Here is a 24,974-nt window from a genome sequence, read left to right on the forward strand (position 1 = left end):
GCCAATTTACACCATCAAGCCCTAGAAAACCTGTCCGAATGTGAACTGCAGCGCCTGGGTATCGTCGCCGTCGCGCTCGCGCAAGGGGGTGGCCAGGTTGATGATGATCGGACCGATCGGGGCCTGCCAGGTCAGCGAGATGCCGGTCGAGGCGCGCAGCAGGTCGCTGTCGAAGGTGTCGACATCCCGGAACACGTTGCCGACGTCGACAAACCAGGCCAGGCGGGTGCCGCTGGCCTCGACGAACGGGATCGGAAAGGCCAGCTCGGTCCCGAAAACGACCTTGAAGTCGCCGCCGACAGAGCGGCAGAACTGATCCTTCGGCCCCAGCGAGTTGTCGTCGAAGCCGCGGATGTCGGACACGCCGCCGCCGAAGAAATGCTCGTAGAACGGCAGGCCCTGGTCGATGGTCACGATCTCGTCGAGCTGGCAGTTGCCGGCCAGGCGCACGGGTTCGACCGCTTCCAGGCCCAGATCGCTGTCGTAGCTGTCGTAGGCATCGCCGTAGGAGACGTCGCCGCGCAGGCTGAACGCCATCCGCCTGCCGATCGGCCAGTACTTGCGGCCACGGTAGCTGAGCTTGTAGAACTCGCGCGAGCTGCCCGGCACGGCGATTTCTGCGGTCAGCCGATTGAGCGAGCCGCGGGTGGGGTTGAGGAAATGGTTGCGGTTGTCGCGCGAGAAGGTGGTATCGAAGCGGAAGGTGGTCACGCGCCGCTCGCTGCTCGACAGGAAGCCGTCCTGGTCTTCGTCGAGCGAAATGCCCAAGGGGCGGTCGGCCGGCACCCGCACGACGATGTTGCTGTCGGGGTCTTCCGGGTCCTCCGGCACAAACACGGCCGGCAGGTTGATATCCACCCGCTGGGCCGAGGCGCCGAAGCGCAGGAAGCTCAGTTCGGTGATGGGGAAGCCGTAGTTGACCCCGGCCGCCGCCTGGCTGGTCGAAAACGAGGAAATGTTGGCTCGGCCCTGGTCGAACTCGGTGTAGCGCAGGAAAAAGCCGCGCGAGACCCCGTCGTCGGTGTAGAAGGGGTTGGTGTAGTTCAAGCTGGCCTGGGTCAGGATCCGGCTGCGGCTGACCGAAAAGCCGACCCGCCGCCCGGAGCCCAGAAAGTTGTCCTGCTCGACCGAGATCGAGGCAATCAGCCCCTGGATCTGCGAATACCCGAGACCGACCTGAAAGCTGCCCGAGGGCTGTTCCTCGACGCTGATGACGATATCGATCTGGTCTTCGGTGCCGTCGACCGGATTGGTTTCGACGTTGACGTTTTCGAAAAAGCCCAGGCGCTGGATGCGCAGACGCGATCGGTCCAGCGCGGCCTGCGAGAACCAGCCGCCCTCGAACTGCCGCATCTCCCGGCGCAGCACTTCGTCCTTGGTCTGGGTGTTGCCCTGGAACTCGATCCGGCGCACATAAACGCGCTGGCCCGGGTCGATGGAAAAGTTGATTTCAACCTCGTTGGTGTCGCGGTCGATGCGCGGGACCGGGTTGACGTTGGCGAAGGCGTATCCGATGTTGGCCAGGATGGCCGAGATGTTGTCCACGCTCTGCTCGATATCGCTGCGCGAGAATCGTCCGCCGTCTTGCACCATGATCAACTGGCGCAGAGTGGATTCGGCCAGGATCAGCTCACCGGTCAGGACCACGTCGCTGACGGTGAACACCTCACCCTCGCGGATGTTGGCGGTAATGAAAATGTCCTGCTTGTCGGGGCTGATGGAAACCTGGGTGGACTCGATGGCGAAGTCGATAAAGCCGCGATCGAGGTAGAAAGAGCGCAAGGCTTCCAGATCACCCGACAGCTTTTCGCTGGTGTACTGGTTGCGTCCGCGCCAGAAGAACAGCCCGCGCGTGGTGTGGGACTCGAAGTCCTCGCGCAGTTCGTCTTCGCTGAAGCTTTCGTTGCCGACCACGTTCAGGTGACGGATGCGGGCCTGGTCGCCTTCGTCGATGATGATCGACAGGCCGACGCGATTGCGGGCCAGTTCGCTGATGCGCGTGTCGACGTCCACACCGTAATAGCCGCGGCCGAAATACTGCCGGACCAGCTCCTGGCTGACCCGGTCCAGGCTGAGCTGGTCAAAGATTTCGCCTTCGGCAATGCCGATGCCCGCCAGCGCCGGCATCAGGTCATCGTTCTTGATCTGGCGGTTGCCGGTGATGGTAACCGAGGCGATGGCCGGCCGTTCCTGGACCGTGATCACCAGTGTGTCGTTCTCGCGAGCCAGCTGGATGTCGCTGAAAAAACCGGTCCGGTACAGATCGCGGATCGTGCTGCGTCCGATCGCCGGGGTGAGCTGATCGCCCACCTCGACCGGGATGAAGCTGAAGACATTGCCCTCCGAGATTCTTTGCAGCCCTTCGACCCGGATATCGCCGATGCGGAAGCTCTCGCCAACGGCATGACCGGAGACGAACAGCACGATGAGCAGCAAGCAGAGTCGTTTCATGATTCCTTTCCGTTTGGCCCCGGTAAATGCTCCCCGCAGGGCGCCGCAGTTTAGGTGATCAGACGTAAGATATCGTTAAATATGGCCAGACTCATCAGGCCCAGCACCATGACCAGCCCCAGGTACTGACCTGCAATCTGGATCGACTCGGAAACCGGCGATCCCTTGATCACCTCAACCGTGTAGTAGAGCAGGTGGCCGCCGTCGAGCATGGGGATGGGCATCAGGTTGATGATGGCCAGCGAAAGGCTGATCAGACCAAGAAAAAACAGAAACCGCGACAGCCCCAGCTGCGCCGAGCTGTCGGCCATCTGCGCGATCGTGATCGGCCCCGACAGGTTGCTCAGCGAAGCCTTGCCGGTGATCATGCGGCCCAGGATACCCAGAGTGGCGGTGGTCAGACGCCAGGTTTCACCCACGGCCTGGCCGAGCGCCTCGACCGGGCCGTGGCGCAGCACGACAAACGCCCGCTGCATTTCGGCCTGGGTCGCGGCGTCGGGCGGTGGTGCCTGGATACCGATGACCGGACGTCCCTGGTCGAGCGCCGGCGTGATGCTGCGTTCGAGCACCCGGCCGTCACGCTCGACCGTGAGGTCAATGGTGCGAACTTCGCCGTTTTCGTCCAGGGCCTGGGCCGGGATCAGCGTGGCGATGTCGCGCCAGTCCGAAACCGGTTCGTCGCCGATGCTGACCAGACGGTCGCCGGCGGCCAGGCCGGCCGCATCGGCGGCTGAGCCGGCCTGAACCTCGCCGATGCGTGGCGGAAGCGGCGGTCGCCACGGCTGCATGCCCAGGTGTTCCAGCGTGTCTTCTTCGTTGAAATCGGGGCCCAACTGCCCCAGCGGCAGTCGCACCGAGCGGGTGGCGCCGGAGCGATTCTCGACCTCGACGGTTGTTTCCCTGCGGTCCAGCGCCGGCTTCATCAGCCCGAGCATCGCATGGGTCCAGGAATCGGCCCGACGTCCGTCGACATGGGTGATCATGTCGCCTTCGTTCAGGCCGGCCTCGGCCGCCAGGCCGGTGGTCGGACCGAGCACGGGGCGGGTTTCCGGCACCCCGACGACAAACATCAACCAGAAAGCGGCGACAGCAAAGATCAGGTTGAATACGGGGCCGGCGGCAACGATGGCCATGCGCTGGCCGACCGGCTTGCGGTTGAAGGCTTCGTGCTGATGTTCGGGCGTCACGGTCTGCTCGCGCTCGTCGAGCATCTTGACGTAGCCGCCCAGGGGAATGGCAGCGACCTGGTAGCAGGTGCCGTCGCGCGCCGTGCGCGAAAACAGGGCGCGGCCGAACCCGACCGAGAACGTCAAAACCCGTACGCCGCAGCGGCGCGCAACCCAGAAATGTCCGAACTCGTGAAAGGTCACGAGCAGGCCGAGTGCGACCAGCAACCAGAAAACGGGGCCTAATATGTCCATGCCAATTTGCGAATCCTATGGGCTGCGTATTGTATGGGCAATGCCGGGAGCAAATGGTTCGCTCACTGGCCCCACCATAACCAGGCCAGCGCGAAGAAAGGCAGCGCGGCGCCGAGGCTGTCGAAGCGATCCAGCAGGCCACCGTGGCCGGGCAGCAGCGAGGAGCTGTCCTTGAGTCCCTGCTGGCGCTTGAACAGGCTGATGAGCAGATCACCGCCGATCGACACGGCGGCCAGGACAAGACCGATCGCTGCGGCCGGGCCGGGCGCGAACGGCGCCCCGGGGAAGGCCAGCGCGGTGCCGGCCGAGACCAGGGTTGCGGCCAGCAGACCGCCGAGCGCCCCGGCGCGGGTCTTGCCCGGGCTGATGCGCGGCGCCAGACGCGCCCCGCCGATGGCCCTGCCGCTGAAATAGGCGCCGATATCGGCTGCGGCGATAATGCCGACCACCAGCAGCACCAGCCACGGCGATTGCGCCTGCAGCAGCGAAAGCGACAGCCAGGCGCTCAGCAAGATAACGGCCAGGGCGACGAGCTTCAGGCCGCGCAGATGGCGCCCGAAGTTCGGCTGTCCCAGCCACAGCAGCATGACCAGCCAGGCAAGCACCGCCAGGCTCAGCGCCAGCCCCGGCAGAGCCGAATTCAGCAAAAGGTGTAAAACCAGCGCGACCAGCAGCAGGCAACCGGCAAACGCCAGCCACTGGATTGGCTCGGGAAGCCCGGCCAGTCGACCCGCTTCCCGGCCGGCGACCCCCAACAGCAAAACGCCGGCGGCGATCGAAAACGCTGCCGGCGGGAGGAAGAACAGCAATCCCAGGCCCACGGCCGCCATGGCCACGGCGGTGAGAAACCGGGTTTTAAGCACTCTGGACCTGGCTCAACCCGCCGAAGCGACGTTCGCGACCGGCATAGTCCATCAGGGCTTCATCCAGCGCCTCGGCGCCGAAATCCGGCCACAGCACCTCGGAAAAATACAGTTCGGTGTAGGCGATTTGCCAGAGCAGAAAGTTTGACAGACGCTTCTCGCCGCCGGTCCGGATGAAAAGGTCCGGTGACGGCAGGCAGGCCAGGGTCAGCTCTTCACCAAGGTGCTCCTCGGTCAGGTCTTCGGCGGCCAGATTGCCGGTGGCGGCTTTGGCGGCGATTCGCCGGGCGGCGGCAACGATGTCGCTGCGGCCGCTGTAGTTGACCGCCACATTGAGCTGCAGCCGCTGATTGCGGCAGGTCAGCTGCTCGGCCTGCGCCATGCCGTTACGCAGGCTGGGATTGAAAACGGAGCGGCCACCGATGAAATTGATCCGCACGCCGTGTTGGTGCAGTTCGCGCACGTCCTTGTTGAGGGCCTTGAGAAACAGGTCGAGGAGCTTGCGCACCTCGGTTCTCGGCCGGCGCCAGTTCTCGCAGGAAAAGGCAAAGACCGTCAGCACCTCGATATCGCGCCGGATGGCGGCTTCGATGGTGCGTTTGAGCGCATCGCTGCCGGCCTGGTGCCCGTACGAGCGCGGCTTTCCGCGGCGCATGGCCCAGCGCCCATTGCCGTCCATGACAATGGCGACGTGGCGAGGAACATCGACGGCGTCACTCACCTCAGATCTCCATCAGTTCCTTTTCCTTGACGCCGACGAGTTCGTCGACCTCGGCAACGTAGCGATCGGTGAGCTGCTGGATCATGGTCTCGCCGCGACGGACATCGTCTTCGGTGAGTTCCTTTTCTTTCTGAAACTCCTTGAGTTGATGATTGGCGTCTCTGCGAATGTTGCGAATGGCGACCTTGGCCTGTTCGCCCTCCTGGTGGACCACCTTGACCAGGTCGGCGCGCCGTTCCTCGGTCAGCGCCGGCAGCGGCACCCGAATGTTGACGCCGGCCGTGGCCGGGTTGAGCCCGAGGTCGGAGGTCATGATGGCTTTCTCGATCTTGCCGACCATGGATTTGTCGAAGGGGACCACGCTCAGGGTGCGGGCATCCTCGGCGTTGATGTTGGCGGCCTGGTTGAGCGGTACTTCGGAGCCGTAGTAGTCGACGGTGACGTGTTCGAGCAGGCTGGGGTGCGCCCGTCCAGTGCGAATCTTGGCCAGTTCGGTGCGCAGAACCCCGACGCTTTTGGCCATGCGCGAGTCGGCCTCGCCGTTGATCTCTTTGAGCATGATCTACCTCTTGATTGCCTGCGCCTTTTTAAGGCGGTCAATCCGGCATTGTAAGTCCACAGCGGCCCCGTCCGGCAGCCGATCTCGTTCAGCCGACCAGCGTCCCCACGTTTTCGCCGGTGATCAGGCGCTGCAGTTCACCGGGCTGGTTGAGGTTGATGATGCGGATCGGCATCGACTGGTCGCGGCACAGCACGATGGCGTTGGTGTCCATGACCTGAAGCTTGCGCTCGATCACCTCGTCGTAGCTGATGTGGTCGTAGCGGCGGGCTTCCGGGTCGGTCATCGGGTCGGCGGTGTAGATGCCGTCGACCTTGGTGGCCTTGATCATCAGATCGGCCCCGATCTCGATCGCGCGCAGGCTGGCCGCGGTATCGGTGGTGAAGAACGGGTTGCCGGTGCCGGCGGCAAAGATCACGGCGCGCTGCTTTTGCAGGTGTCGAATGGCGCGTCGGCGAATGTAATCCTCGCAGACCTCTCGAACCGAGACCGCCGACATCACTCGCGTGGTCACCCCGGCCCGCTCGAGCGCGTCCTGCATGGCCAGCGCGTTCATGACCGTGGCCAGCATGCCCATGTGATCGCCGGTGACCCGGTCGATGCCGGAGGCCGAAAGCCCCTTGCCGCGAAAGATGTTGCCGCCGCCAACGACCACGCCGATCTCGACGCCGGCCTCGATGACCGCCGCCACTTCAGCGGCGATACGCGAACTGACCTTGGGGTCAATGCCGTAGTCCAGTTCTCCCAGCAGGGCTTCGCCGCTGATTTTCAGCAGTACCCGGCGAATGCCGTGCGGCGCATTGCTCGCGGCGTTGTCATCGCTGTCGGACATGCCTGCCACGGAGCCGATCAGTCGCCCCGAGCCTGTTGCATGACTTCGGCGGCGAAGTCGCTTTCTTCCTTCTCGATACCTTCGCCCACTTCCAGGCGAACAAACTCCAGCACCTCGATGCCCTTGCCCTTGACCAGCTTGCCCACGGTGATATCCCCGTCCTTGACGAACGGCTGGCCGGTCAGGGTGATTTCGGCCAGATGCTTGTTCAGCCGACCGGACACCATCTTCTCGATGATTTCCGGCGGTTTGCCGCTTTCGGCAGCCTGGGCGACGAGGATGTCTTTTTCCTTTGCCACTGCTTCGGGGGGCACGTCAGCGACGTCACGATAGGCCGGGTTGAGCGCGGCCACGTGCATGGCGATGTCGCGCGCCAGCTCGACGTCGTCGCCGGTGGTGGCCGCCAGGACGCCGATGCGGCCGCCATGAACGTAGCTGGCAACAACGCCATTGTCGGTCTTCAGATGCGCCAGTCGGCGCAGCTGGATGTTTTCACCCAGCTTGGCGACCAGCTGCTGGCGGGTATCTTCCACGCTCTGGCCGCTGGCCAGGCTCTCTGCGCTGAGCGCGTCGATGCTGTCCACGTTCAGGGCGAGCTCGGCGACTTCCTCGGCGAATGCCCGGAAATTGGCGTCTTTGGCGACGAAATCGGTTTCGCAGTTGATTTCGACCAGGACCGAGTGGTGCTCATCGCCGGCCTGGATCACGCTGCCCTCGGCCGCGACGCGGCCGGATTTCTTGTCGGCCTTGGCCAGTCCGGACTTGCGCAGATGCTCAATGGCGGTGTCCATGTCGCCGTCGGTCTCGACCAGCGCCTTTTTGCACTCCATCATTCCGGCGCCGGTGCGCTCGCGGAGTTCCTTGACCTGTGCTGCGGTAATGCTCATCTTTGGTTTCCTTGACAATTCGGGTGGCTTCAGGCGTCGCCGTCTTTTGCCGCGGCCGCTTTGGTCACCGTTTTCTTTTTGGCGGCCTTTTTCTTGGTCGTCTTCTTGGCAGCAGCCTTTTTGGGTTCGGCGGCTTCTTCTGCGGTTGCTTCAGCTTCCGCCTCGTTCGTGATGGGCGCGGCCTGGGCCGGCTCGACCGGCGCAGTCTCCGGCGTCGGGGCGGTTTCAGCCGGCGCCTCGGTCGGTGTTTCGGGCGCTGTTTCGGGCGCTGGTTCAGCGGCCTTGGCTGCGGTTTTCTTGCGAGCGGTTTTCTTGGCCACACGCCCGCCGGCCTTGCGCGGCGCCTTGTCGTCGCTTTCAGACTCGACCGGGTTGCCTTCGGCGTCGAGTTCGACGAATTCATCGGCATTGCCGGCGGTCGTCGGCGCCGATGCGCGTCCTTCCAGGATGGCGTCTGCAGCCAGCTGTGTGTAAAGACGGATGGCGCGGATGGCGTCGTCGTTGCCGGGGATCACGTAGTCGATGCCCTCCGGCGAGTGGTTGGTGTCGACTACCGCCACGACCGGAATCTTGAGCTTGCGGGCCTCGGCAATGGCGATGGACTCATGGCCGACGTCGATCACGAACAGGGCGTCGGGCAGGCCGTTCATGTCCTTGATGCCGCCCAGGCTGCGCTCGAGCTTGTCGCGCTCGCGGGTGAGTTGGAGCACTTCCTTTTTCACCAGGCGCTCGAAGCTGCCGTCGCTTTCCATCTGCTCGAGTTCCTTGAGGCGATTGATGGATCCGCGAACGGTGCGGAAGTTGGTCAGCATGCCGCCGAGCCAGCGATGCGAAACATAGGGGCTGTTGCAGCGCTGCGCTTCCTCGGCGATGGCCTGGCCGGCGGCGCGCTTTGTGCCGACGAACATGATCGTGCCGCGGCGGCTGGCCAGACGGCTCAGGAAATCCAGCGATTCCTTGAGCAGCGGCAGTGATTCTTCCAGGTTGATGATGTGGATCTTGCCCCGGGCGCCGAAGATGAACGGCTCCATCCGGGGGTTCCAGTAGCGGGTCTGGTGACCGAAGTGCACGCCGGCTTCAAGCATCTGGCGCATGGTAACGTTGGGCATTGCAGGTTCCTTTGTTTCTGCTGGACGCAGGCGCTGAGCTGGGCGAACGGTCTATGGCCGCTGCGACGGTGGTGCGCGCTTTGTCCGGGGTTTGGGCCTCCGCTGATCCCTTGCATGCGAACCTTGGCGGCGGGCGAAAGCCGGAGATTCCGGTTCCGATCCGACGCGGGCAACCCCGCACGCAGGTCACGATCAGCGTGTGTTTTTTGACCGCCGAGCAATCACCGGCTCGGCAAATCCCTGCAATTGTAGCCCTGCGGTGCGGGCTGCTGCAACAACATTCTCGTGTTTTCCGTGCAGAGCCATGCTGATCTGCGCGCGTCGGCGGCGCGACGACTTACAATGACGCCATGAACGAGTTGATCAGCGCCTACCAGTTCGTCCCGCTGTCCGATCTTGCCGTGTTGCGCGACCGCCTGCTGGGTTGGGCCCGCGAACTGCAGTTGTTTGGCACGGTGCTGATCGCGCCGGAAGGGATCAACTTTTCGCTCGGGGGCCGCCCGGACGCGCTGGATGAATGGCTGGTCCGGCTGGCTGGCGAATGCGGAATCGACAATCCGGTGCTCCATCGACAGCCGGTGGCAGCGGTGCCGTTTCTGCGCCTGAAGGTTCGCATTCGCTCCGAGATCATCGCTTTCGATGCGTCGCTGGATCCTGGCCGGGCGCGCACCGGCGAGGCGCTGGACCCGGAAGCCTGGCATCGATTGCTGGAGCAGTCCGGCCTTCAGCTGGTCGATACCCGCAACGACTACGAGTATCGAATCGGCAGTTTCCGCGGTGCCGCCAATCCCGGTATCGACCGTTTCACCGAGTTTGCCGACTGGGCGCGCGATCACCTGGACCCGGAACAACCGGTGGCGATGTTTTGCACCGGCGGGGTGCGCTGCGAAAAAGCCAGCGCCAGACTGCTGGCGGACGGGTTTTCGAAGGTCTACCATCTGCGCGGCGGGATTCTGGCTTACCTGCAGCGCTACGCCGGTCAGCCTTCGCTCTGGGACGGCGAGTGCTTCGTGTTCGACGATCGGGTCAGCGTGGATCACGAGCTCAAGCCCAGCGAGCGCCCGGTGTGCGCCGGTTGTCGCCATCCGCATGACGATCTGCCGAGCGACGGCATGCCGCCGGTGAACCGGGTCGGTGATTGCCGGCTTTGCGGTCGCCATTTCGAGCCGGAGCGGCTGGACGGCGTGCGCGAGCGCGTGCGCCAGATCGCGCTGGCGCACGCGCGCGGCCAGTCCCACCTGGGTCCGCAGGCGCCGTTGCCTGACCAGCGGGAAGTCCCCAACACATGAGTACCGCCAACGGCGTGCCGCCAACCGAGGCGCCGGACTGGTTGCCGGCTGCGCTGATCGGCGCCTGGGATTTTCTTGCCGCCTATCCGCCGGCATTGGCGCTGGTCGTGCTGGTCGTCGGCCTGGCCCAGGCGATTATTGGCCGAATGATCGTATTGCATTGGGGTGGCAAGCTGACCTCCGGCGTCGACAGCGGCCTGGATACGCGGCTGTTGCGCATTGTCGCCAACGTTGCCGCCCTGATCGTGGCCTATATTTCGGCCGTGCTGGCGATCCAGGTTCTCGGCCTGAGCGATCGGGTCGAGGGCGTGCTGATCAATGTTCTGCTCAGCCTGTTGATCCTGCGGCTGGTCAAGTCGGGCATGCGTGCCGGCCACGTCGGGCTGGAGATCCTGGGACGCGTTCGCGATCGTTTCAACATCATCGAAGAGCGCACGCTGCCGCTGTTCGATCTGATGTTGACCCTCGTTGTCATCGGCACGGCGGCGTATGCGCTGCTGATAGTCTGGGAGATCGACCCCACCGCCTGGCTGGCCTCGGCCGGCGTGATCGGTATCGCGATTGGCTTTGCCGCTCGCGATACGTTGGCCAACCTGTTTGCCGGCTTCTTCATCATCGCCGATGCGCCCTACAAGGTCGGCGACTACATCGTGCTTGACGGCGGCGAGCGCGGCGAGGTCACCCGGGTCGGTATTCGCTCAACCCGTCTGATGACCCGGGATGATGTCGAGATCACGGTGCCGAACTCCGAGATGGCGAACTCCAAGATCTACAACGAGTCCGGCGGCCGCTGGGTCAAGTTTCGCATTCGTTTGAAAGTGGGCGTGGCCTACGGCTCGGACGCCGAAGCGGTGGTCGAACTGTTGGAGAGTGTGGCGAAAGATCACCCGTCGGTCTGTGCCGACCCTTCAGCTCGCGTTCGCATGCGCGGCTTCGGCGACTCCAGCCTGGATTTCGAGCTGCTGTGCTGGGTCAATCATCCGTCCCAGCGCGGCCTGGTCAGCCACGAACTCTACATCAAGGTCTACAAGGAGCTGGGCCAGGCCGGGATCGAAATCCCCTTTCCGCAGCGCGATGTCTGGATGCGGGGGAAGGCTGAGGATTGACGGGTTACGGGTTACGCGCGCTCAATCCACCGTCAGGATTCCGACTGCATCATCAATCGCGATTTCGCGACTCTCGCCGCCGCGCCGCCGGTATTCGACCACGCCCTTGTCCAGGCCGCGGTCGCCGATGACCAGCTGGTGCGGGAGGCCGATGAGTTCGGCGTCGGCAAACATCACCCCGGCGCGCAGATTGCGGTCTTCCAGCAAGACTTCCCGGCCGGCCGCGCGCAGCTCGCCGTAAAACTTTTCCGCCAGCTCGCGCACGCGGTGCGATTTGTGGCCGTTGAGCGGCAGGATCATGATGTCGAACGGCGCCATCGGTTCGGGCCAGATGATGCCGTTGTCGTCGTGGTTCTGTTCAATGGCCGCGGCGACGATGCGCGAAACCCCGATGCCGTAGCAGCCCATGGCCGGATGCACGGCGCGCCCGTTTTCGTCCATGACCACGGCGTTCATGGCCTCGGAATACTTGCGTCCGAGCTGGAAGATGTGGCCGACTTCGATGCCGCGCAGCAGTTCCAGCGCGCCGGAGCCGTCGGGGGCCGGGTCGCCGGCGACCACGTTGCGCAGGTCGGCTGTCCGGGGCAGGGCGACGTCGCGCCCCCAGTTGAGCCCGAAGTAATGCTGACCGTCACTGTTGGCACCGGCCGCGAAATCGCTCATCAAGGCCACCTGGCGATCTGCAATGCAGGGAATGGGCAGGCGGAAAGGTCCGAGGCTGCCAGGTCCGGCGCCGATGGCGTCGCGGATTTCTTCCTCCGTGGCCATGCGCAGCGGGCTGGCCACGTCCGGGTGCTTTTCGGCCTTGACCGCGTTGAGTTCGTGATCACCCCGCAGCAGCAGCGCGACCAGCGCCTGGCCCGAGGAGCGGCTGGCTTCGACCACCAGGGTCTTGATCGTTTTCTCGATCGGCACGTCGAACTGCTTGACCAGGTCGGCGATGGTGCGGGCATCGGGCGTGTCGACCAGCTGGAGGTTTTCCTGCGGCGCGTTTGCCTCGCCTTCGGCAACGGCTTCGGCCCGCTCGACGTTGGCGGCATAGCGACTGCCCGGGACGTGGGCGATCTGGTCCTCGCCGGAATCGGCCAGGACATGGAATTCGTGGCTGACCGCACCGCCGATGGCGCCGCTGTCGGCTTCAACCGCCTTGAACTCCAGACCCAGACGCTCGAAGATGCGGGTGTAGGTGTCGAACATGACCTGGTAAAAGCGCCCCAGGCAGGCCTCGTCCATGTGGAAGGAGTAGCCGTCTTTCATCAGGAACTCGCGCGCGCGCATGACGCCGAAGCGCGGCCGGATCTCGTCGCGGAACTTGGTCTGAATCTGGTAGAAGCAGATCGGGAGCTGCTTGTAGGAGCGGATTTCGGCCCGGGCAAACTCGGTAATGACTTCCTCGTGGGTCGGACCGAAGGCGAATTCGCGCCCGGCCCGGTCAGCCATTTTCAAAAGCAGCGGTCCGAAGTCATCCCAGCGCCCGCTTTCCTGCCAGAGTTCGGCCGGCTGCACCGACGGCATCAGCATCTCCAGACTGCCCGAGCGGTCCATTTCCTCACGCACAACCTGCTCGACCTTGCGCAGAACTTTCAGCCCCAATGGCGTCCAGGTATAGATGCCGGAAGTCAGTTTGCGGATCATGCCGGTCCGCAGCATCAGCTGATGGCTGACGATTTCGGCATCGGCGGGCACCTCTCGCTGGGTGGCGAGATGAAAGGCGGAAGTCTTCATGGGTCAGGTTGGTTCGATATGTGAAGGCTGGCTGGATTCTACCGCGATTCCCGCCGGGAAGCCGGTTGCGGCGGTCAGGTCTTTCAGCATTGGTGATAATCTGTGCAGACACCGATTTCTGCCGCGCCTCGCCATGCCGCAACCGCCGCCAGAGTTGAATGCCGACAAGGGCGATCGACGTCCGGCCCGGGGGGCATTCCTGCTCCCCAACGCCTTTACAACCGCCGCGCTCATGGCTGGCTTCTATGCCATTGTTGCCGCCATCAATGAGCAGACGGTGGCTGCCTGCGTGGCCATCCTGATCGCCGGGCTGCTCGATGGCCTCGACGGGCGTATCGCCCGCCTGACCAACACCCAGTCGGATTTCGGCGTCCAGTACGACAGCATGTCCGACATGGTCTCGTTCGGGATTGCTCCGGCGGTGCTGGTTTTTACCTGGGCGCTGGGCGATCTCGGTCACCCGGACACGGTGGCCGCCAAGCTCGGCTGGCTCGGTGCGTTCTTTTATGCCGCCTGCGCCGCGCTGCGGCTGGCGCGCTTCAATACCCAGGCCGGGGTCGCTGAAAAAGCGTATTTCCAGGGCCTGGCCAGCCCGGCGGCCGCCGGAACCATCCTCTCCTCGGTCTGGTTCAGTATCAGCCGGGACATCGACCCGGCAACCGTGGCATGGCCGCTGCTGGTGGTGACCATTCTGCTGGGTACCCTGATGGTTTCGCGGGTGCGTTATTTCAGCTTCAAGGCCTGGCCGGCCTCCGACCGGGTCCCGTTTGCCTGGATTTTCCTGCTGCTGGTCGTTATCGTGCTGCTGGCCATCGACCTGCCGGCGGTGCTGTTCACCATTGGCATTGTCTACACCTTGTCCGGTCCCGTGATGACGGTACGCGGCCGCTACCAGCAGCGCCATCGGCGACGCCGGGAAAAGCGCGATGGCGGTTCCTGATTCGGCAAGCTACAGCCGCCTGGCGGCCATGGGTATCGAGGTCTGGCGCCGGCGCGTGCGGGCCGGGCAGGCCGCCGCGGAGAATGAACCGGCCGCCGAGCCCCGGGTTCGGCTGGCTTCGGGCGATGGATCCTGGCTGCTGGTGCAGAAACGGCCCTGGGACGGCAGCCAGGCGACGCTGATGGCCGATATTACCGCGCTGCTGGGCGCCGATCAGTGCCGCTTCGGCCAATGGTCGACGGGTGGCACCGCCGGGCTGGCGGTAGCGGAGCTTTCGGCGCGCGGGATTGTCCACATCGTTGCCTTCGGCCCTGCGCCTGGGGTCATGGATGCGCCCGGACTGATTCAGGCGCCGAGCCTGGACGAAATCGCCGGCAGCGCGAGTGCCCGGCGCCGGTTCTGGACGACGCTGCGACCGTTACTGAGCGCCTGATGGCAGCCGTTCGCGAGCCCAGCCTGGCAATCCGCCCCATGGTCGGGGACGATGTGCCGGCGGTCATGGAGATCGAGCAGGCGTCCTACAGCCACCCCTGGAGCGCGGGCATCTTCCGGGACTGCCTGCGCATCGGCTATCGCTGTCTGGTGTTGACCGACGCCGACCGGCTGTGCGGTTACGCGATCTACTCCGTGGCCCTGGATGAGGCCCACCTGCTCAACCTCTGCGTGCATCCGTCGCGGCGCCGCATCGGCCTGGCCTCCCTGCTGCTCGAGCACGTCAGCGCAGAGGTGACCGTGGCCGGAGCCGATCGGCTGTTTCTGGAGGTGCGGCCGTCGAACCGGGGGGCGATCCGACTTTATGGCCGCAGCGGCTTCAGCCAGGTCGGGCGCCGGCCGGGCTATTACCCGGTCCAGAGCGGACGCGAAGACGCGCTGGTCATGGTCCGCTATCTGGACGGCGGTTCCGGTTAGCCAGAGGCAAAAAAGCCGGGCCCAAATGGACCCGGCCGACAAGCTCATACTGATCGGCTGATCAGAACTCGAAGGTCACCCGGCTGTAGACGAAGCGACCGTTGAAGCCGAACGGCGAGAACGAGGAGTAGGGGAAAATCCGGTTGAAGGTCGTGGTACCGACCCCGGCCCGGTCGTTCATTTCCTCGCGCGTGTCCGGGTAGACGTCGAGCAGGTTGTTGGCGCCGACCGCGATCGACCAGTTCTCGCTCGGCCGGTAGCCGACTTCCAGATCGGTGACCCATTTCGGCGTCATCTTTTGGTCGCGCGCGGGATCGGACTGAGGATCGACCGTACGGCCGAAGCGCGTGGTCAGTCCGGTTACCCGCCAGTTGCCGTAGCGCCAGGTGGCGCCGAAGTTGAAGCTTGACTTCGGTGAACCGATCTCGAAGCGACGCTGCTCGCGGCTGGAGAACAGGTTGTCTTCGGTCACGCCGACTTCGGCCAGTTCATCCGGCGGCGGCAGCACATCGGCCACCTTGTTGTCGGTGTAGTTGAAGCCGGCGTTGAAGTCCAGCGTTCCGCGTTCTTCCAGCACCAGGCTGTAGGTGCTGACGATATCCACGCCCTTGGTTTCGCTGTCGATGCCGTTCAGGAAGAACCGGGCACGATTGGCGCCGGTGCCTGCCAGCAGTTCCTCGATCCCGGGACCGGAGAGGTTTTCCGACAGCACGATGCGGTCGTCGATATCGATGCGGAAGAAGTCAGCGGTGATGTTGAGGCGCTGCATGGGCTGCCAGACGAAGCCGAGCGAGTAAGAAAAGCTGGTTTCTTCTTCCAGCCCCGGCGAACCCAGCGCCCGGGCGACATCGCTGTCCGGGCGGAAAGTGCCGGTCTCGGTCGGGACGCCGTCGACGAACACCGTCGCGATGGAGGTGAACGACTGCTGGGCCAGCGAGGGCGCCCGGAAGCCGGTTGCAACGGAACCGCGCAGGCCGAAGGCGTCCGTGGCCTGGAAGCGTCCGGCGACTTTCCAGTTCAGGGTGGAGCCGAAGTCCGAGTAATCCTCGTAGCGCAGCGCGGCAGACGCGTTCAGACGCTGGGTCAGGTCGGCATCGACCTCCGCGTACAGACTGGTGTTGTCGCGTTCGCCGGTGATCTCCGATTCCGGCGTGAAGCCCGGGAAGACCTGGCTGCCGGCCGCGCCGCCGAAAGGTCCCTCGACGATGCTGTTGGGTTCGCCTGCGCCCAGTTCGTATTCCTCGTCGCGGAATTCGGCCCCGAAGGCGATGTTGGTGGGAATGTCACCGATGTTGAACAGCTTGCTGGCATCCACGTTATAGACCATGTGATGGTTGCGCAGGCTGCCGGCCTCGAACTCGGTCTGGCTGGTGGGGCCGAGCGAGCGGTTTAAGCTGTTGATGACGCCGAAGTCCAGCTCGTTGGTGCCATAGACAATTGAGGCATCCACAAACCACTCGCCGATCTCGCCGCGCACGCCGGCCGCGAGGCTGGAGTCGTCGGTATCGGTGGTGATCAACGGCAGGAAGCCGTCCGGATAGATTTCGAGCACGTTGCGGCCATCCAGCGCCCGGCGGTAGAAGCCGCCGGCATCGCCTTCGCGCGAGGCATAGTTGCCGAAGGTATACAGCTCCATCGAACCCAGCGGCACGGCGCCGTTGAAGAACGCGGAGATTTCCTTGACTTCGGGATCGCCGTAGCGGTGGTTGATGCGGTCGAAGCGGAATTCGCGCGGGTCGTAGCTGCCGTCTTCAAGCAGGGGATAGTTCTGGCGCGGATCGAACCCGGAGCGATTGGTGCTGTCGCGATCGCGGAACTGGGCGGCGATGTTGAAATAGCCTTCTTCGCCGACCTCGAAACCGCCGCCGAGCCGGGCGGTGACGGTCTTGCCGTCGCGGGCGGTGCGCTTGGCGCCTTCGGACACGACCAGCGAGCCGTCCTCGCCCACGGCCACCGGACCCGGACGGGGCACGCCGTCAAGCCCGGTCTGATGGCGGCCGAGGATGGCCGACGCATTGAAACGCTCCACGCCCTCTTTCAGGACGATGTTGATGACCCCGGCGATGGCGTCGGAGCCGTACTGGGCGGCCGCGCCGTCGCGCAGTACCTCGATGCGTTCGATGGCGTTGGGCGGAATGAGGTTGAGATCAACGGCGGACGAGCCGCGGCCCACCGAGCCGTTGAGGTTGAGCAGGGCGGAGGCGTGACGACGCTTGCCGTTGATCAGTACCAGGGTCTGATCGGGTGCCAGGCCGCGCAGCTGCGCCGGGCGAATCTGGTCGGTGCCGTCGGTGATCGACGGCCGCGGGAAGTTGAAGCTGGGCAGCACGCGGGCCAGGATGGCGCTGGTTTCGCTCAGGCCGGTCTGCTCCAGCGCCTCGGACGAAATGATGTCGATCGGCACGGAACTGTCGGTGACGGTGCGGTCGCGCCGACGGGTACCGGTGACCGCGATTCGATCAATGGTGTTGGCGGCCTCGGCCTGCTCTTCGGCCGAGTCGGTCGACTGCGCCAGCGCGACAGTGCTTACGAGGGAAAACGTGCCGGCTACCAGGGCGGTCTTGATGGCGAGCGCCAGGCGGCACTGTTTGTTCTGATCGATGAGCATGTCTGGTTTTTCTCCGTGGTGTCTGCAGGGGATGTTTTTAAACTTTTGTTAAAAGTTCGCATCGCACAATAGCGGAGTTGCGGCCCTATTTCAACCGTTTCGCCAGCGCATCGGCGATACTGGAACGTTGCCGCGAGTGGCTTTCGCGATCACCCACAAGTTTGTGGGCGAGGCGTAAACGTCTCGTTAAAGCGTTTTCAGGAGGGGGTGTGGCTTGCGTCGACGTGCCGCAGGCGCTCGATGCGCTCGGTTAAGTCGGCGATCGCGTTCTCGTGCTCGCCGCGCCGCACGCGTTCCTTTTCCACCACATCCGCCGGGGCGTTGGCAACGAAACGCTCGTTGCCCAGCTTTCGGGCTACGCTTTCAAGGCCCTTTTTCTCCCGCTCCAGCTGCTTGTCCAGTCGCGCCAGCTCCTCGGTCACATCCACCAGGCCGGCCAGCGGGATGAGCATGCGAAGCTCGCCGGCCAGTGCGGTCGCACAGGTCGCGGGATCGTGACGGTCGTCGGCCGGCTCAATGTGCGCCAGCCGGGCCAGACTGCGGATCAGGTCGCCAAAACGTTCGAGGCGGGCGAGGTCGGCCGGGCTGCCCTCCTCGATCAACAGCGGCATGGGTTTGCCCGGCGCCAGGTTAAGCTCGGTCCGGGCCGAGCGAATGGCCGAAACCACGGCCTTGAGCCACTCGGCGTCAGACTCGGCTTGTGGATCCGGGGCGGCGGCCTGCGGCCACCGGGTCTGACTGATGCTGTCGGCCTCGACGCCCGCCGGGACGCGAACGCGCTGCCAGATTTCCTCGGTGATGAAGGGCACGAACGGATGCAGCAGCCGCAGCGTGGTCTCGAGTACGCGGGCCAGCGTGTGCCGGGTGGCGCGCGCGGTCGCCGGATCGCGGGCTGCGGCTTGTTCCTGCAGCGCCGGTTTGGACAGCTCCAGGTACCAGTCGCAGAACTCGTTCCAGACGAATTCGTACAAAGCGCGGGTGGCCAGATCGAAGCGATAGTCCGACAGCGCCTCGTCAACCTCGGTGATGGTGCGGTCAAGGCGCGACAGAATCCAGCGCGACAGGGTGTCGAGTTCACCTTCGGCGGGAACCGGCAAGGTCGCATCGCCGACGTTCATCAGGGTGAAGCGGGCCGCGTTCCAGAGCTTGTTTAAGAAATTCCGGTAGCCGGCGCAGCGGGCCAGGTCGAACTTGATGTCGCGGCCGTGCCCGGCCAGCGCGGTAAAGGTGAAGCGCAGGGCATCGGCGCCGAAGGCGGGAATGCCGTCAGGGTATTCTTCGCGCGTGGCTTTCGCTATGCGCTTGGCCAGGTGCGGCTGCATCATCGAGCTGGTGCGCTTGTCGACCAGCTGGTCCAGCTCGATGCCGTCGATCAGGTCGATGGGGTCGAGCACGTTGCCCTTGGATTTGGACATCTTCTGACCGTGACTGTCGCGGATCAGGCCGGTGATGTAGACCTGCTCGAAGGGCACCTTGCCGGTGAAATGGCCGGTCATCATGATCATGCGGGCGACCCAGAAAAAGATGATGTCGAAGCCGGTGATCAGGACGCTGGTGGGCAGATAGCGATCGAAGCCCTCTGCCGCCATCCGTTCCGGGTCGGGCCAGCCCAGCGTCGAGTGCGCCCAAAGGGCTGAGGAAAACCAGGTCTCGAGCACGTCGGCATCCTGGCGCAGCACGATGTCGTCGCCGAGTTGGTGGCGCACGCGAACCTCGTCTTCGCTGCGACCGACGTAGATGTTGTTGTCGTCGTCGTACCAGGCCGGGATGCGATGACCCCACCACAGCTGGCGGCTGATGCACCAGTCTTGCAGGTTCTCCATCCAGTGGCGGTAGGTGTTGATCCAGTTGCCGGGCACGAACTCGACCTGCCCGGACTCGACCATTTCCAGTCCCAGCTGACCGAGCTGGTCCATTTTCACAAACCACTGGTTGGTCAGGTAGGGCTCGACGATCTGACCGGAGCGGTCGCCGCGCGGCACGACCATGGCGTGGGGTTTTTCCTCGATCAGCAGACCTTCGGTCTTGAGATCGGCAATGACGCGCTCGCGCGCCTCGAAGCGGTCCAGGCCGCGGTAGCGCGCCGGGGCCCGGTCGTTGATGGTAGCCGTGGGCGTGAAGATGTTGATCGGCGCAAAGCCGTGGCGGGCCCCGACCTCCCAGTCGTTGAAGTCGTGGCCCGGGGTGATCTTGACGCAGCCGGTGCCGAACTCGGGATCGACGTAGTCATCGGCGATGACGGGAATCTGCCGGCCGGTCAGCGGCAGTTCCAGGCTCTGGCCGACCAGGTCACGATAGCGGGCATCGTCGGGGTGAACGGCGACGCAGACATCGCCCAGCAGGGTTTCGGGTCGCGTGGTTGCCACAACCACGTCACCGCGGCCGTCGCTTCGCGGATAGCGGATCGACCAGATCTTGCCCTGCTCGTCGCTGTTGACGACCTCGAGATCGGAGATGGCCGTCTGCAGCACCGGGTCCCAGTTGACCAGGCGGGGGCCGCGATAAATCAGCCCTTCTTCATGCAGCCGCACGAAGGTTTCGATGACCGCTTCGCTGAGGTCGGGGTCCATGGTGAAGCGCTCGCGCGACCAGTCGGCCGAGGCGCCCAGACGGCGCATCTGCCGGGTAATGGTCGAGCCGGACTCGTGCTTCCACTGCCACACCCGGTCGATGAAATCGGCGCGCGCGTAGTCGTCGCGCTTGCCGCCTTCGGCCTCGATCTGGCGGGTGACGACCATCTCCGTGGCGATGCCGGCGTGGTCGACCCCGACCTGCCACAGCGTGTCGCGTCCGCGCATGCGCTGATATCGGATCAGCGCGTCCATCAGCGTGTGCTGGAAGGCATGACCCATGTGCAGGGTGCCGGTGACGTTCGGCGGCGGCAGCAGGATGCAGTAGGGCTCGCCCTGGCCCGATGGCATGAAGCAGCCGCTTTGTTCCCAGCGCGAATACCAGCGCTGCTCCAGTTCGTGCGGGTTATAGGTCTTGTCCATTGAACTCTACTTGAGTAAATGGTGGTGAACGTCGGCGCCCCTGGTTTTCCAGGCTTTCCAGCGCTCGCGCAGCGGCTGCTTGAGCGATTCATCCGGCGGGACGATTTCCAGAACGCGCTCGAAGCGACCGCCGGGCAGCGGCGCCGAGGGATCGAGGTTGATCAGGACTTGGGCGCTGTCCGGTGCCTCTTCAAGCAGCCGGATGGGGGCCTCGGGCTGGTTGATGCCGTGCGGCAAAAAGCGCCCTTCCGGCGTCTTCCACAGCAGTTCATCCAGCGCTTCAAGCTCGGGCCGTCGGGCCACCAGGGCTATCGTGGCTGCCTGCGGCCAGGCGCGGCCAACCAGCACGCCGGCAACGAACAGCGGGTCGGTAAACCGCCCGCCCATTTCGTAGAAGTCAACCCTCAACGACGCCCCAGCCCCCGGCCCGATCCACCAGCCACTGCACCAGCATGCCGACCGGTCGCCCGGTGGCGCTTTCGGGTTTGCCCCATTGCCAGGCCGAACCGGCGATGTCCAGGTGCGCCCACGTCTGACCTTCGGTAAAGCGCGACAGGAAGCAGCCGGCGGTGACGCTGCCGGCCGGCATGCCGCCAATATTTTTCATGTCGGCAAACGGGGTGTCGATCTGTTCCTGGTAGTCGTCCCACAGCGGCAGCCGCCAGCCGCGGTCGGCGGCCCGGGTGCCGGCGCTCAGCAGTTCATCGGCCAGCGCATCGTCGTGGGTCATGATGCCGCTGGCGTGGTGGCCGAGAGCCACCACGCAGGCGCCGGTCAGAGTCGCAATGTCGACCATCGCCGACGGCTTGACGAACTTGCCCGTCCAGGTCAGGGCATCGGCCAGGATCATGCGGCCTTCGGCGTCGGTGTTGTGCACTTCAACGGTCTTGCCGGACATGGTGGTGATGACATCGCCGGGCCGATAGGCCTTGCCGTCGGGCATGTTTTCCACCGCGGCGACGACGCAGTCGACGTTCAGCGGCAGCTTCAGGCGAGCGACGGCCTCCATGACGCCGATGGCGGTGGCGGCACCGCACATGTCGAACTTCATCTGTTCCATCAGATCGCGCGGCTTGAGCGAGATGCCGCCGGTATCGAAGGTGATGCCCTTGCCGACCAGCGCCAGTGGGGCATCGTCGGCGTTGCCGCCGCGCCAGCTGAGGTGGATCAGGTAGGACTCATTGGCGCTGCCCTGACCGACGGCGAGCAGGCTGTGCATCTTCAGCTCGGTCATCTTTTGTTCGTCGAGGATCTCGACGTCGAGCCCGTCGTGGTGCTCGGCCATCGCGCGGGCGCTATCGGCCAGGTACTGCGGGTTGCACAGGTTGGGCGGCAGGTCGCCCAGGTCGCGACACCGCTCAATGCCTTGATAAATGCTGTGGGCAACGGCCAGCTGGGCCTGGACCCCGTCGCCGTCGGCAAAGCTGACCTGTTCGGTCGGCGGCGCGGCATCGGCGGCGGGTTTCTTGGTGGCGGTGTAGACATAGTTACCGTGCGCCAGCCCCAGCGCCGCCAGTCGGATTTGGGTTGGCGAATCGCAGTCGGCCACTTCAGCTTCGGTCAGCAGGCAGTGAGCACTGGTTGCGCGCGACTGGCGCAGCGCCTTGCCAGCGGCTCGAACGGCGTTGTAGAAAGCCACGCCATCGCGTTTTTCCGCCTTACCCAGCCCGGTGACCAGGACCCGCGCTGCGGCGATCCCTGGAACCGCATGCAAAAGCACGGTCTTGCCCGATTTGGTCGGCAGATCACCGCTTTCGAGCAAACGGGTAAGAAACCCGTCACTGGCCTGGTCCACGGCTGCCATACCGGGTCCGAACTGCCGATCTTCGCAAAGACCGAGAACGAGACAGTCGCTGCCGACGCTGACGGGGGAATCCTGGGTGGTTGTAAACTGCATGAATTGAGTCTCTTCAAGAACCTAGTCGGCCATTGTAACCACCTCACCCTTGACGATGTTGATCCTGCACCGCCACCTGATGCGCGAAGCTTTCGTGGCCAGCACCATGACCCTGCTTGTGCTGCTCGGGGTGATCTCCGCGCTGTTTCTGGCCGAGCTGCTGGCCGAGGCCGCGCAGGGTGAGCTGCCGGGTGCCAGTGTGCTGCTGCTGCTTGTCCTGCGCCTGCCCGAAGCGATCTTGATGATCGGACCGCTCGCCCTGATGACCGGTCTGCTGCTGGCGCTGGGACGCGCCCATGAGCAAAGTGAAATGACCGTGATTCGGGCCGCGGGCGTTGGTTTCGGCCAGTGCTTCGTGCCGCTGGGCTTGCTGGTTTCGGCCTGGGCCCTGGCCCTGCTGCTGGTGTCGGGCTGGCTGGCGCCGTACGCCGTCGAACGGACCGGAACGCTCATGGCCGAAGCGGCTCGCCAGGCCGTGGTCGGCGGGCTGCAACCGGGTCGTTTCGAGCGTCTGGATCGCGGGCGCTTGACGGTCTATGTCGGCGGTATGGATACCCGGGACGGCCGGCTGGAGAACGTGCTGATTCAGCACGATGATCCGGAACAGCCCGAGGTGTTGAGCGCGGCCTCCGGACGAATGTGGCTGGACGCCGAAGACGGCAGCCGTTACCTCTCTCTTCTCGATGGGCACCAGGTACGCCACGGCCCGGATCCCGGACGGGGGCCGCTGCGAGAAATGCGCTTTGCGCGCAACGACATCCGGCTGCCGCCCCCCGAGTTGGGCGGCAGCGAAGGCGGTGAAATGGCCGCAAGGCTGCCGCAGCTGTTGTCGCCGGAAAGCCCGGCCGAGCGCCGTGAATGGCATTGGCGTCTGGCCGCTCCGCTGGCCGCGCTGATCCTGGGTGCGCTGGCCGTTCCGCTGTCTTACCGTTCGCCTCGCCAGGGCCGCTGGGGAAGTATTGTTGTGGCCCTGGCGTTGTATCTGGTCTACAGCAATGCCATTCAGGCCGGTCTGGTCATAATGGAGCGGCGCGACGCCATCGCCGGTCCGGGCTTGTGGCCGATTCACGGCGTACTGCTGCTGGCAGCGGCGGCATTCTGGCTGCGTCACCAGCGGCGATGGTGATTGTCCCGCGTCTGAGCGGTTATGTTGCCCGCGCGGTTCTGGGCGGGATGGTGCTGACGTGGCTGCTGCTGCTCGGTATTCATCTGCTGATCGACTTCATTCGCGAAGCGCGATCCCTGGGCGGTGACTATGGAGCTGTGCAGATGCTGTGGTATCTGCTGCAGACCACCCCGCGCCGCCTGTACGACGTCTTTCCCTTTGCTGCGCTGATCGGCACCTTGCTTGGCCTGGGTGGACTGGCTTCGGCCAATGAAATCGTTGCCATGCGGGCGGCCGGTTTCGATCGCGGTCATCTGGCCTGGCGCGTGCTCGTCGTGGTGGCGGTCTGCGTGCTGCTCATGGCGGCCATGGCCGAATGGGTGATTCCCGATCTTGAAACCCGGGCGCGGGCCGAACGCCAGCAAGCGAAAAGCGGGCAGCTGCACGTGGGCGATGCAGGACGCTTGTGGCTGCGCGATGGCGCTTTCATGATTCGCCTGAACGAATCGGTCTGGCGCGATGAAAAAGACCTGACCTTTGCCGATGCGTTGATCTATCGACTCGATGAGCACATGCAGCCGCGCGAGATTCTTCGTGCTGCGCGTGCGGTTCACGAAGGCGATCAATGGTTGCTGGAGAAGGTCAGCTTTCGTGACCTCGGCGCGGCGGGCAGCATGGGCTCGCGCGATGCGCTGCGGCTGCCCTCCAGGCTCAGCCCGGAACTGTTCATCGCCGCGGTCAGTCGTCCGCGCTTGCTGGCCTTGTCAGACCTCCATCGGATGCGCGGTTACCTCGCTCGCAACGGTCTGGATTCCGGCGCCTATGAGCAGGCTTTCTGGCAGCGTATGTTCTTTCCCCTCAACGTGCTGGCCATGGTGCTGGTGGCCCTGCCGTTCGTCTTCCGGGGCGGGCGCGGCGGTGGGCGAAGCCCCGGTCTGTTCATTGGCGTGATTCTGGGGCTGATCTTTTTCGTGATCAGTCGGCTGACCCAGAGCCTGGCCATGGTCTGGCCGCTGCCCTTGTGGTTATCGTTGTTGTTGCCGCCTCTGTTGATCATGGTCCTGGGCGTGGTTTTCCTGCGTCGTCTTTGAGCGAGTGCGGGGAAGCGTGATCAGCCGGGTGCCGGAGGCGAGGTCATGCCAGGTCGCGCGCTGCGGATGAAACAGGCTCCAGGCAAAGCCGAGCCCGAACATCGCCCAGGACGCTAGCGCGGTTGCAAAACGAATCAACGTGGATCGCCACAATACCGGTTGCGAGTCGGCAACAAGCCGTATGCGCCAGGCCTTCATTCCCAGCGTCTGGCCAGCGCGCCAGCACACGGCCAGGTACAGCCAGGCCACGATCATCAAGTACAGCTGAAAGGCAAGACTGGCTGTGCCGACCTCGGCCTGTCGGACCACGACGACAATTGCCGTTGCCGCCATCCAAAGCGCGATGATCAGCAAGGCATCATAGACGATGGCGGCGAGGCGCCGTGGCAGTGTGCAATATTCCATGGCTGGCATCCGAACAAAGCCTTTTGAACAAGCCTTTCCGAGGCTTTGATTTGCTTTTGCAAA

General features: G+C 64.5%; 20 protein-coding genes and 1 pseudogene. 7 read left to right on the plus strand and 14 right to left on the minus strand.

Annotation, left to right across the window (positions count from 1 at the left end; all coding sequences use genetic code 11):
- Positions 1 to 21: 21 nt before the first annotated feature.
- The 8 genes and pseudogenes from bamA to rpsB all read right to left on the minus strand — a co-directional run.
- Complete coding sequence (bamA, locus tag G3I74_RS04255) at positions 22 to 2,451, minus strand: outer membrane protein assembly factor BamA (RefSeq protein WP_164210350.1); 2,430 nt, start codon at positions 2,449 to 2,451, stop codon at positions 22 to 24.
- A 50-nt stretch (positions 2,452 to 2,501) separates the two neighbouring features.
- Positions 2,502 to 3,872 carry an RIP metalloprotease RseP gene (gene rseP, locus G3I74_RS04260; RefSeq protein ID WP_164210351.1) on the minus strand — a complete coding sequence of 457 codons (1,371 nt, stop codon included), beginning with the start codon at positions 3,870 to 3,872 and terminating at the stop codon, positions 2,502 to 2,504.
- Positions 3,873 to 3,934: 62 nt separating this feature from the next.
- The gene (locus G3I74_RS04265; RefSeq protein WP_164210352.1) at positions 3,935 to 4,735 is read right to left on the minus strand and encodes a phosphatidate cytidylyltransferase; all 801 of its coding nucleotides are present in this window, start codon (positions 4,733 to 4,735) and stop codon (positions 3,935 to 3,937) included.
- Entirely contained in the window at positions 4,728 to 5,456 is a 729-nt protein-coding gene (gene uppS / locus G3I74_RS04270) for a polyprenyl diphosphate synthase (RefSeq protein WP_338063055.1), read from the minus strand. The genes G3I74_RS04265 and uppS overlap by 8 nt, the downstream gene beginning before the upstream one ends.
- A gap of 1 nt (position 5,457) precedes the next feature.
- Positions 5,458 to 6,015 carry a ribosome recycling factor gene (frr, locus tag G3I74_RS04275; RefSeq protein WP_164210353.1) on the minus strand — a complete coding sequence of 186 codons (558 nt, stop codon included), beginning with the start codon at positions 6,013 to 6,015 and terminating at the stop codon, positions 5,458 to 5,460.
- 88 nt (positions 6,016 to 6,103) lie between these two features.
- Positions 6,104 to 6,847 (minus strand): UMP kinase, encoded by a 744-nt coding sequence (gene pyrH / locus G3I74_RS04280; protein ID WP_164210354.1) that lies wholly within the window; start codon positions 6,845 to 6,847, stop codon positions 6,104 to 6,106.
- A gap of 17 nt (positions 6,848 to 6,864) precedes the next feature.
- Positions 6,865 to 7,734 (minus strand): translation elongation factor Ts, encoded by an 870-nt coding sequence (tsf, locus tag G3I74_RS04285; RefSeq protein ID WP_164210355.1) that lies wholly within the window; start codon positions 7,732 to 7,734, stop codon positions 6,865 to 6,867.
- A 338-nt stretch (positions 7,735 to 8,072) separates the two neighbouring features.
- Positions 8,073 to 8,843, minus strand: a pseudogene (gene rpsB, locus G3I74_RS15840) (30S ribosomal protein S2); the annotation flags it as partial.
- Positions 8,844 to 9,193: 350 nt separating this feature from the next.
- Between rpsB and trhO the strand changes: the two are divergent.
- A complete protein-coding gene (gene trhO / locus G3I74_RS04295; protein WP_164210357.1) occupies positions 9,194 to 10,132 on the plus strand; it encodes an oxygen-dependent tRNA uridine(34) hydroxylase TrhO in 939 nt (312 codons plus the stop codon).
- Positions 10,129 to 11,238, plus strand: a complete 1,110-nt coding sequence (locus G3I74_RS04300; RefSeq protein ID WP_164210358.1) for a mechanosensitive ion channel family protein — start codon at positions 10,129 to 10,131, stop codon at positions 11,236 to 11,238. Before trhO ends, G3I74_RS04300 begins: the two co-directional genes overlap by 4 nt.
- Before the next feature lie 21 nt (positions 11,239 to 11,259).
- Here G3I74_RS04300 and G3I74_RS04305 read toward each other — a convergent pair whose 3' ends face one another.
- The gene (locus G3I74_RS04305; protein WP_164210359.1) at positions 11,260 to 12,963 is read right to left on the minus strand and encodes a proline--tRNA ligase; all 1,704 of its coding nucleotides are present in this window, start codon (positions 12,961 to 12,963) and stop codon (positions 11,260 to 11,262) included.
- A gap of 133 nt (positions 12,964 to 13,096) precedes the next feature.
- Here G3I74_RS04305 and pssA point away from each other — a divergent pair, with 133 nt between their 5' ends.
- From pssA to rimI, 3 genes are read left to right on the plus strand one after another with little or no spacing between them, the layout of a single operon-like run.
- The gene (pssA, locus tag G3I74_RS04310; protein WP_164210360.1) at positions 13,097 to 13,903 is read left to right on the plus strand and encodes a CDP-diacylglycerol--serine O-phosphatidyltransferase; all 807 of its coding nucleotides are present in this window, start codon (positions 13,097 to 13,099) and stop codon (positions 13,901 to 13,903) included.
- Positions 13,890 to 14,336, plus strand: a complete 447-nt coding sequence (locus G3I74_RS04315) for a hypothetical protein (RefSeq protein WP_164210361.1) — start codon at positions 13,890 to 13,892, stop codon at positions 14,334 to 14,336. The genes pssA and G3I74_RS04315 overlap by 14 nt, the downstream gene beginning before the upstream one ends.
- Positions 14,336 to 14,812, plus strand: a complete 477-nt coding sequence (gene rimI / locus G3I74_RS04320; RefSeq protein WP_164210362.1) for a ribosomal protein S18-alanine N-acetyltransferase — start codon at positions 14,336 to 14,338, stop codon at positions 14,810 to 14,812. Before G3I74_RS04315 ends, rimI begins: the two co-directional genes overlap by 1 nt.
- A gap of 61 nt (positions 14,813 to 14,873) precedes the next feature.
- On the opposite strand, the gene G3I74_RS04325 is transcribed toward rimI, so the two are convergent.
- The 4 genes from G3I74_RS04325 to G3I74_RS04340 form a co-directional block, all read right to left on the minus strand.
- Positions 14,874 to 17,420: a TonB-dependent receptor plug domain-containing protein gene (locus G3I74_RS04325; protein ID WP_164210363.1), complete on the minus strand. Its 2,547-nt coding sequence runs from the start codon at positions 17,418 to 17,420 to the stop codon at positions 14,874 to 14,876.
- Positions 17,421 to 17,617: 197 nt separating this feature from the next.
- Complete coding sequence (locus G3I74_RS04330; protein WP_164210364.1) at positions 17,618 to 20,413, minus strand: valine--tRNA ligase; 2,796 nt, start codon at positions 20,411 to 20,413, stop codon at positions 17,618 to 17,620.
- Positions 20,414 to 20,419: 6 nt separating this feature from the next.
- Complete coding sequence (locus G3I74_RS04335; RefSeq protein ID WP_164210365.1) at positions 20,420 to 20,821, minus strand: DNA polymerase III subunit chi; 402 nt, start codon at positions 20,819 to 20,821, stop codon at positions 20,420 to 20,422.
- Positions 20,811 to 22,310 (minus strand): leucyl aminopeptidase, encoded by a 1,500-nt coding sequence (locus G3I74_RS04340; RefSeq protein ID WP_164210366.1) that lies wholly within the window; start codon positions 22,308 to 22,310, stop codon positions 20,811 to 20,813. Before G3I74_RS04340 ends, G3I74_RS04335 begins: the two co-directional genes overlap by 11 nt.
- 55 nt (positions 22,311 to 22,365) lie before the next feature.
- Here G3I74_RS04340 and lptF point away from each other — a divergent pair, with 55 nt between their 5' ends.
- Both lptF and lptG read left to right on the plus strand, forming a co-directional pair.
- Positions 22,366 to 23,436 (plus strand): LPS export ABC transporter permease LptF, encoded by a 1,071-nt coding sequence (gene lptF, locus G3I74_RS04345; RefSeq protein ID WP_164210367.1) that lies wholly within the window; start codon positions 22,366 to 22,368, stop codon positions 23,434 to 23,436.
- Positions 23,430 to 24,506, plus strand: coding sequence for an LPS export ABC transporter permease LptG (gene lptG, locus G3I74_RS04350; RefSeq protein ID WP_164210368.1), 1,077 nt, complete (start codon positions 23,430 to 23,432; stop codon positions 24,504 to 24,506). Before lptF ends, lptG begins: the two co-directional genes overlap by 7 nt.
- Here the strand turns inward: lptG and G3I74_RS04355 are convergent.
- Positions 24,441 to 24,920, minus strand: coding sequence for an RDD family protein (locus G3I74_RS04355; protein WP_164210369.1), 480 nt, complete (start codon positions 24,918 to 24,920; stop codon positions 24,441 to 24,443). The two genes, lptG and G3I74_RS04355, sit on opposite strands and share 66 nt — an antisense overlap.
- Positions 24,921 to 24,974 lie beyond the last annotated feature (54 nt).

Source organism: Wenzhouxiangella limi, assembly GCF_010499265.1.
In the GTDB taxonomy this organism is placed as follows: Bacteria; Pseudomonadota; Gammaproteobacteria; order Xanthomonadales; family Wenzhouxiangellaceae; genus Wenzhouxiangella; species Wenzhouxiangella limi.

Excerpts from the sequence above, each read along its gene's own strand:
- bamA (WP_164210350.1), bottom strand. The coding sequence starts at position 2,451 with ATGAAACGACTCTGCTTGCTGCTCATCGTGCTGTTCGTCTCCGGTCAT.
- rseP (WP_164210351.1), bottom strand. The coding sequence starts at position 3,872 with ATGGACATATTAGGCCCCGTTTTCTGGTTGCTGGTCGCACTCGGCCTG.
- frr (WP_164210353.1), bottom strand. The coding sequence starts at position 6,015 with ATGCTCAAAGAGATCAACGGCGAGGCCGACTCGCGCATGGCCAAAAGC.
- pyrH (WP_164210354.1), bottom strand. The coding sequence starts at position 6,847 with ATGTCCGACAGCGATGACAACGCCGCGAGCAATGCGCCGCACGGCATT.
- tsf (WP_164210355.1), bottom strand. The coding sequence starts at position 7,734 with ATGAGCATTACCGCAGCACAGGTCAAGGAACTCCGCGAGCGCACCGGC.
- trhO (WP_164210357.1), top strand. The coding sequence starts at position 9,194 with ATGAACGAGTTGATCAGCGCCTACCAGTTCGTCCCGCTGTCCGATCTT.
- G3I74_RS04300 (WP_164210358.1), top strand. The coding sequence starts at position 10,129 with ATGAGTACCGCCAACGGCGTGCCGCCAACCGAGGCGCCGGACTGGTTG.
- G3I74_RS04305 (WP_164210359.1), bottom strand. The coding sequence starts at position 12,963 with ATGAAGACTTCCGCCTTTCATCTCGCCACCCAGCGAGAGGTGCCCGCC.
- pssA (WP_164210360.1), top strand. The coding sequence starts at position 13,097 with ATGCCGCAACCGCCGCCAGAGTTGAATGCCGACAAGGGCGATCGACGT.
- G3I74_RS04315 (WP_164210361.1), top strand. The coding sequence starts at position 13,890 with ATGGCGGTTCCTGATTCGGCAAGCTACAGCCGCCTGGCGGCCATGGGT.
- rimI (WP_164210362.1), top strand. The coding sequence starts at position 14,336 with ATGGCAGCCGTTCGCGAGCCCAGCCTGGCAATCCGCCCCATGGTCGGG.
- G3I74_RS04325 (WP_164210363.1), bottom strand. The coding sequence starts at position 17,420 with ATGCTCATCGATCAGAACAAACAGTGCCGCCTGGCGCTCGCCATCAAG.
- G3I74_RS04330 (WP_164210364.1), bottom strand. The coding sequence starts at position 20,413 with ATGGACAAGACCTATAACCCGCACGAACTGGAGCAGCGCTGGTATTCG.
- G3I74_RS04340 (WP_164210366.1), bottom strand. The coding sequence starts at position 22,310 with ATGCAGTTTACAACCACCCAGGATTCCCCCGTCAGCGTCGGCAGCGAC.
- lptF (WP_164210367.1), top strand. The coding sequence starts at position 22,366 with ATGTTGATCCTGCACCGCCACCTGATGCGCGAAGCTTTCGTGGCCAGC.
- lptG (WP_164210368.1), top strand. The coding sequence starts at position 23,430 with ATGGTGATTGTCCCGCGTCTGAGCGGTTATGTTGCCCGCGCGGTTCTG.
- G3I74_RS04355 (WP_164210369.1), bottom strand. The coding sequence starts at position 24,920 with ATGCCAGCCATGGAATATTGCACACTGCCACGGCGCCTCGCCGCCATC.